Genomic DNA, 7,615 nt, shown 5'->3' on the forward strand with positions numbered 1-7,615 from the left:
CTGAGCCTGACGGCTTTTGCCGTCGCGCTCACCTTCCCGGCCCATGCGGCTGGCTCCGGCATGCCCTGGGAAGCCCCGCTGCAATCGATCCTCGACTCCATCGAAGGGCCGGTCGCCAAGATCCTCGCAACCATCGTCATCATCCTGACCGGCCTTGGCCTTGCTTTCGGTGAGAGTGGCGGCGGCATGCGCAAGCTCTTGCAGATCGTGTTCGGTCTCTCGATCGCCTTTGCTGCGACCTCGTTCTTCCTGTCGTTCTTTTCGTTCGGTGGCGGGGCGACGCTCTGATGGCGGACAACCGTCCCCTGCCCCCTGGCTATAGCGTGCCGGTGCATCGCTCTTTGACGGCGCCGATCCTGCTCGCAGGGGCGCCACGGCTGGCGACGATCGTCAATGGTACGCTGGCCGCCGCGCTCGGCATCGGCCTGCAGCTCTGGGGCGTGGGGCTCGTCTTCTGGATCGTGGCGCAGGGCATCTGCGTGTTCGCTGCAAGGCGCGATCCGCAATTTGCCGACGTGCTGATCCGGCACATAAGAACGAGGGGCTATTACGCATGCTGAATCTTCGTGAATATCGCGCCCGCCCGGCTGCGCTCGCCGACCATCTCAAATGGGCCTGCCTGATCGCGCCCGGCATCCTGCTCAACAAGGATGGCAGCTTGCAGCGGACCTGTTTCTATCGCGGACCCGATCTTGAAAGCTCGACACCGGAAGAACTCGTCGCCGTCACAGCCCGCATGAACAATCTCCTCAGCCGGTTCGGGTCAGGTTGGGCGCTGCATATAGAAGCGGACCGGCGACCATCCGTCACCTATCCCGAAAGTTCCTGGCGCGACGCAGCCGCCTGGCTGGTCGATGAGGAACGCCGGGCGGCGTTCGAAGAGCACGGGCGCCACTTCGAGACCGATTGCTACCTGACCCTCACATGGATGCCACCGGCCGACCGGACGGCCCGGATCGAGCAGCTCTTCATCGACGATCCGGCAGACGCTCCAGCTGCGTTCTGGAGCGAGCATCTGGCGCATTTCGAAACCGAAACTTCCCGGGCGCGCGACATGATGGCGGATCTGATGCCGGAGGCGCGGTTCCTGGATGACGATGAGACGCTGACCTACCTGCATGCCTGCATCTCGGTGGCGCGGCAGACGGTGAAGGCACCCTCGCTGCCGATGTGCCTTGATGCGCTCATGGTCGATACGCCGCTGACGGGCGGGCTGTCACCCCGCTTAGGGGACGAAACGCTGAAAGTCCTCACGATCAACGGGTTCCCCGCAACCGGCGAGCCCGGGCTGCTCTCAGAGCTCGACCAGCTCGGCTTTGCCTATCGCTGGGTGACGCGGTTCCTGCCCCTCGACAAGCCCGAGGCCGAAAAGACGCTCAATGCCTATGTCCGCAACTGGTTTGCGAAACGCCGGTCGCTTACCTCTTATTTGCGCGAAATCCTCACCAATGAGCCCGCAACACTCCTCAACTCAGATGCCGACAATCAGGCCGCCGATGCCGACGAGGCCCTGCAGGCGCTCGGCGCAGGCCATGTTGCATTCGGCTATTGCACGACGGCGATTGTCGTTCGGCATGCGGATGCAGCGATCGCCGACGACCAGATCCGCGCCGTCGAGCGCGTGATCCGGGGGCGCGGGTTCACCTGCGTTTCCGAAAGCGTCAATGCCGTCGAAGCCTGGCTCGGCACGCTTCCGGGTGAAGCCTATGCCAATGTCCGCCAGCCGCTACTGAACACGATCAACCTTGCGCATATGGCCCCCTTGTCGGCACTCTGGGCAGGGCCGGAGCGCAACACGCACCTGGACGGCCCGCCGCTCCTGATGGCGCGCTCGGCCAGTGCGACACCGTTCCGGCTGGTCACGCATCAGGGCGATGTCGGACACATGATGGTGGTCGGGCCGACCGGTGCCGGCAAGTCGGTCCTCCTGTCGCTGCTGGCCTTGCAATTCCGACGCTACGCCGACGCGCAGGTGTTCATCTTCGACAAAGGCGGTTCAGCGCGCTGCGCGACGCTCGCCCTTGGCGGGACCTGGTATGAGCTGGGCCTTGAGGGCGACCTGGCGTTCCAACCGTTGCGGGCACTGGATAGTGAAGCCGGGATCGCTGAGGCGCAGGCCTGGGTGCTGGGGCTGATCGCTCAGGAGAATGTCGCGGTCACGCCCGAGGTGAAGCAAGCCGTCTGGACGGCGCTGCAGAGCCTTGGCGCGGCGCCTGTCGTGCAGCGCACACTAACCGGGCTTGCCGCGCTCATCCAGATGCCGGAGCTCCGGCAGGCGCTGGAACCCTATACGCTGGCCGGGCCCTATGGCGCGCTGCTCGACGCCGAAGAAGACAGTCTTGCCAACGGAGACATGCTTTGCTTCGAAATGGACGCGCTGATGCAGGACAAGCGGCTCGCCGCGCCCGTGCTTGCACATCTGTTCACGAAGCTCGAAGCCCGGTTCGACGGCCGACCGACCCTGCTCATCCTCGATGAGGCCTGGCTCTTTCTCGATCATCCGATGTTTGCGGGACGCCTGCGCGACTGGCTGAAGACGCTGCGCAAGAAGAACGTGTCCGTCGTGTGTGCGACGCAGAGCCTGTCGGACATCTCGGCCAGTTCAATAGCCCCGAGCCTGATCGAAAGCGCGCCGACCCGCATCTTCCTCGCCAATGCACGGGCCGAAGAGCCTTCGCAGCGCGCAGCCTATGAGGGTTTTGGCCTCAATGCCCGCCAGGTCGAACTGATCGCACGGGCGACGCCGAAGCGGGATTATTATGTTCAGACTCCGGAGGGCAATCGCCTGTTCGATCTCGACCTCGGGCCCGTCGCGCTCGCCTTCTGCGCTGCCGGTTCCAAAGCCGACCAAAAACTGATCTCCGAGATTCTTACTGCTTCAGGTCCGGACGGGTTCGCGCCGGCCTGGCTTGCGGCGCGCGGACTCCATTGGGCGGCAAACCTGATCGGAACAGAAGGAGACGTGCCATGCGCCGCCGAATGATCGCCATTCTTCTCGGATCCGTATCCTCGCTTGTCGGACTGGCGCCGCCTGCAAACGCCCTGCTCGGCGTGGGCGATGTCGTGATCGATCCGACCAACCTGGTTCAGAACATCGTGACAGCCACCAATACGCTCGAACAGATCAATAATCAGGTCCAGCAACTCCAGCATGAGGCCCAGATGCTGGTGAACCAGTCCGAGGACCTGAAGCGGCTCGACTATGCCTCGATCGAGCACCTGAAGCGCCTGCTCGAACGGATCGACACGCTGATGCGCGAAGCGGGTGAGATGACTTATGAAGTCGAAGAGTCCGAACGCCAGTACCGCGAGGCGTTCCCGGACTCCTATGAAGACCTCTCCAATAAGGAAATCCTTGTCGAAGCCGCAGACCAGTGGCAGATCAGCCGGGAGGCCTTCCGGGCCTCGATCCAGGTCCAGTCCGGGATTGTGACCTCGATTGCGGACGCGCGCGAGACGCTGACAGACCTTGTTGGTGAGAGCCAGGCGGCGACCGGGAACCTGTCCGTCTCCCAGGCCGGCAACCAGCTCGTCGCGCTCTCGGTCGAGCAACAGATGCAGATGCAGCAATTGATGGCCGCGCAATACCGGATGGTGGCGCTCGAAGAATCGCGCCGGGCCGCCATCGAGGAACAGGCCCGCATCCGTCACAAGCGCTTCCGCGGCGACGGCGTCGCCTACAGGCGGAACTAGCGCCATGGAAGATCTTGGCGTCATCGACCAGTTTGTTGCGACCTTCTCCGCCTATATCGACAGCGGGTTCGGTCTGTTGCAGCCGGATGTCGCGTTCCTGACAAGCGCGCTGATTGCCATCGACATCACGCTGGCAGGTCTCTTCTGGGCGATGGGGCCGGACACGGACATCGTGGGACGGTTCCTGAAGAAGGTGCTCTATGTCGGCGCGTTCGCGCTGATCCTCGGCAATTTTGCCCTTCTCTCGGATGTGGTGTTCACGAGCTTTGCCCAGTTGGGGCTCAACGCCACCGGCGGCACGATCACCGCAGACGACATCATCAAACCCGGCTTCGTCGCAGCGACGGGGTTCGATGCAGCCCTGCCCCTGCTCGACGAGATCGAGAAGCTCACTGGCCCGATCGCCTTCTTCCAGAACATAGTCATCATCGCGGTCTTGTTCCTCGCCTGGATCATCACCCTCCTCGCCTTCTTCTTCCTGGCGATCCAGCTCTTCGTCACGATCATCGAATTCAAGCTGACGACACTGGCGGGGTTTGTGCTGATCCCGTTTGCGCTCTGGAACAAGACCTCGTTCCTTGCCGAAAAAGTGCTCGGCAATGTCATCGCCTCAGGCATCAAGCTGATGGTGCTGGCGATCATTGTCGGCATCGGCTCGACCATTTTCTCCTCCATTACGTCGACCTTCCAGCCGGACGAGGTGACGCTCGAACAGGCTGCCTCCGTCATCCTTGGATCGCTCTCATTGCTGGCCCTCGGCCTGTTCGGGCCCGGGATCGCCACGGGCCTTGTCTCCGGCGCGCCGCAATTGGGCGCGGGCGCGGCCATCGGTACGGCCGCTGGCGTCGCGGCCGGGACAGTAGCGGGCGGCACCCTCGCCAAGGCGGGCATTGGCGCCGCAGCTGGCGGAACGCGCAGCGCCGTCGGCGCAGCAGCCTCCATGGCAGGCGGCGCCCGGACTGCCTACCAGATGAACGCCGCCGCTTCCGGAAAGTCCGGCGCCGGCGCCGCCATGGCAGGCATGAGCGGTGTCGCGGGCGCAGGTGTTCGCGCCGCTGCGTCCGGCGCTAAAGACTTTGCCCGGCGCGCCTTTGGCAATCCGCATGAGCGCCATCAGGCGGGAGCCCGCGCCGCTTTCGCGGCAACGGGCGGCACGGGCGCGCCGAACGCTGGTCCGACCAATGGCGGACAGAATTCTTCCCCTGACTGGGCCCGGCGTATCCGGCGCGACCAGTCAACCCGCGATGCCGGCATGATGGCGGCCTCAGCCGTGCGCGACGGCGACCGTCCCGGTGGCGGCACATCGATACAACTGAAGAATGACGAGGACTGACATGAAGCTCTGGAAGCGAACATCCACCCGCTATGGCGAGACACCGGAACCTGTGACACCCTACCAGCGCGCGGCGCAGGCCTGGGATGACCGGATCGGCTCTGCCCGCGTGCAGGCGGCCAACTGGCGGCTGGCGGCGCTTGGGAGCATCGCTTTGTCGTTCGTGCTCGCGGGCGGTCTTGTCTGGCGCTCGACCCAGTCCTTCGTCACACCTTACGTAGTCGAACTGACCGGTGAAGGCGCCGTGCGCGCCGTCGGCCCGGCCGATGGGCGCTATGAGCCGACCGATGCGCAGATTGCTTTCCACCTCGCAGATTTTGTGAAGAACACGCGGTCCATCTCCATCGATCCGGTCGTGGTCCGGCAGAACTGGCTGAAGGCCTATGCCTATGCAACCGACCGCGCCGCCGCGACGCTGAATGACTATGCCCGCGACAATGATCCGTTTGCAGATCTCGGGCGGCGCTCAGTCTCGGTCGACGTGACAAGCGTAGTGCGTGCGTCCGATGACAGTTTCACGGTCCGCTGGCGCGAGACTGCCTACCGGAACGGGACCGAGACCGGCCGGTCGACCCATACCGGCGTGTTCTCGATCGTGATTGACCCGCCCCGCACCGAAGAGGCCCTCCGGGCCAATCCTCTCGGCCTCTACGTCCACGGCCTCAACTGGTCGAAAGACCATCAATAGGAGCTAATCCCACATGAAACGCCTTGCCCTCATCCTCCTCGCCTCGACCGCCCTTGCGGCGTGCGAGAGCTTTCCGGCCGCTGTCGGCCCCGACATCACACTGGATGAACCAGACTATGTCGAAGACCTCTATCTCGCCCCTGACGTGGAAGAGACCGATATCGCCGACGCGGACCTTGTTCCAACGCCGGTTGTCTACCGCACCTATACGCCGACAAGTGTCACGGGCGCGATGCCGGGCCAGTTGAAGCCCATGCCGACGGAAGCAGATGCGCCATCACTCAAGCCTTACCAGGCCATCGAAACGGCGAATGGTAAGGCGGCGATCGAGCCTTCGCTCGACAATTACATGAACGCGATCCAGGTCTATCCCTACACGGTCGGCGCGCTCTATCAGGTCTATTGCGCGCCGGAACAGGTCACCGACATCGTCCTGCAGCCGGGCGAGGAACTCGTCTCGGTCTCTGCCGGCGACACGGTGCGCTGGGTCCTCGGGGATACGGTCTCCGGAACGGGTAGCGAGGCCCAGGCGCATATCCTGATCAAACCGACACAGGCGGGCCTGAAGACCAACCTCATCATCACGACGAGCCTGCGGGCCTACCATCTTGAGCTGAGGGCATTCGAAGAAACCTATATGGCGGCCGTCTCATGGCGCTATGCCGACCAGCAATTGGTAACGCGGGTGGCGGGTTCGGCGGCAACACGCGCATCGTCATCGCCGGCCGGATTGCAACTCGAGCGGCTGAAATTCCGCTATGACCTTGAGGGCGACTTTCCGCACTGGCGGCCGGATCGCGTGTTCGATGATGGCCGAAAGGTCTATATCCAGTTCCCGGCACGGCTCGACCAGGGTGAGGCCCCGGCCCTCTTCGTCATTGGCCGGGACGGCAAGTCCCAGCTGGTCAACTATCGCATGTCCGGAGACTATTATGTCGTCGACCGTCTGTTCGCCCGCGCGGAACTCCGCCTCGGCGAAAAGCGCCAGGATGTCGTGAAGATCGCACGCAATGACATTGGCAGCGCGAAGCCATGACAGAGGCCGTTTCTCCTCCAGCCCAACCGCTCGAAATCCGCGGGCGCCCGAGACCCGTGAAGCGGTTCTCCAAACGGGCGCTGATGATCCTACTCGGAACCGGCAGCGCAATCGTGCTTGGCTCGCTAGCCTTTGCGCTGCAGGGACCGAAGGAAGGCACTGACGGTCCGGCGCGGGAGCTTTACAATACCGGTCATAATCCAGAGGCGGATGGATTGGCCACGCTTCCGAAATCCTATGGTGAGATTGCGCCGGAAGACGATGTCCTCGGGCCGCCACTGCCGGGGGATCTTGGCACACCGATCCTGAAGGCGCAGCGCGAAGGGCGGATGGGGCTGCCTGAACAGGATGCGCCTGAATCTGATCCGATGCGCGGACAATTAACGGCACTGGAGGCAGAGCTGCGCGCGCGTGAAGCGGCGCTCTCCGATGCCGCGCGGGGGAGCGGGGTTTTTTTCCAGGTTGGGGCGAGTACGGGTTCGAAGAGCGTTGGAGGAGGCGTTGCGAGTCCATCAGCGGCCTCGATCAGTTTTCCGGACCTGTCGGCATTTGCGCCATCTGGCGGCAGTGCGTTTGGGTCATCCTTAAATGAAGATCCAAACCGGCAGGCCCGCAAGCTTGATTTTCTGGGCGCAGAAACCGATCCCTCGATCTACAATCCGCATCGGCTGGAGACACCGGTTTCTCCCTACCAGCTGATGGCTGGAACGATTATTCCGGCAACCCTGCTGACAGGGGTGAACTCCGACCTTCCGGGGCAGGTCATCGCGCAGGTGACAAGCCCGGTTTATGACACCGTCACTGGAGAGAGCGTTCTCGTGCCTCAGGGCGCGAGGCTCATTGGCCGCTATGACAGCGTCATCGC

The 7,615-nt window shown here is 63.5% G+C and carries 8 protein-coding genes; all 8 read left to right on the forward strand.

The features are described from left to right. The gene (locus HY30_RS14085) at positions 1–288 is read left to right on the forward strand and encodes a TrbC/VirB2 family type IV secretion system protein (RefSeq protein WP_051615510.1); all 288 of its coding nucleotides are present in this window, start codon (positions 1–3) and stop codon (positions 286–288) included. Continuing rightward, positions 288–560: a VirB3 family type IV secretion system protein gene (locus HY30_RS14090; RefSeq protein ID WP_034741973.1), complete on the forward strand. Its 273-nt coding sequence runs from the start codon at positions 288–290 to the stop codon at positions 558–560. Before HY30_RS14085 ends, HY30_RS14090 begins: the two co-directional genes overlap by 1 nt. Then, the gene (trbE, locus tag HY30_RS14095; protein ID WP_034741976.1) at positions 554–2,983 is read left to right on the forward strand and encodes a conjugal transfer protein TrbE; all 2,430 of its coding nucleotides are present in this window, start codon (positions 554–556) and stop codon (positions 2,981–2,983) included. Before HY30_RS14090 ends, trbE begins: the two co-directional genes overlap by 7 nt. Beyond that, on the forward strand, positions 2,968–3,693 hold the full coding sequence (gene trbJ / locus HY30_RS14100) for a P-type conjugative transfer protein TrbJ (RefSeq protein WP_045695787.1): 726 nt from the start codon (positions 2,968–2,970) through the stop codon (positions 3,691–3,693). Before trbE ends, trbJ begins: the two co-directional genes overlap by 16 nt. Before the next feature lie 4 nt (positions 3,694–3,697). After that, positions 3,698–5,026: a P-type conjugative transfer protein TrbL gene (gene trbL, locus HY30_RS14105; RefSeq protein ID WP_034741979.1), complete on the forward strand. Its 1,329-nt coding sequence runs from the start codon at positions 3,698–3,700 to the stop codon at positions 5,024–5,026. 1 nt (position 5,027) lies between these two features. Beyond that, positions 5,028–5,714 carry a conjugal transfer protein TrbF gene (trbF, locus tag HY30_RS14110; RefSeq protein WP_034741981.1) on the forward strand — a complete coding sequence of 229 codons (687 nt, stop codon included), beginning with the start codon at positions 5,028–5,030 and terminating at the stop codon, positions 5,712–5,714. A gap of 13 nt (positions 5,715–5,727) precedes the next feature. Further along, positions 5,728–6,750, forward strand: coding sequence for a P-type conjugative transfer protein TrbG (gene trbG / locus HY30_RS14115; RefSeq protein ID WP_034741985.1), 1,023 nt, complete (start codon positions 5,728–5,730; stop codon positions 6,748–6,750). A gap of 83 nt (positions 6,751–6,833) precedes the next feature. Beyond that, a partial coding sequence (locus HY30_RS14120) for a TraB/TrbI/VirB10 family type IV secretion system protein (protein WP_277812981.1) occupies positions 6,834–7,615 on the forward strand: 782 nt, incomplete at its 3' end.

It is taken from the genome of Hyphomonas chukchiensis, assembly GCF_000682695.1.
GTDB classification, from domain to species: Bacteria; Pseudomonadota; Alphaproteobacteria; order Caulobacterales; family Hyphomonadaceae; genus Hyphomonas; species Hyphomonas chukchiensis.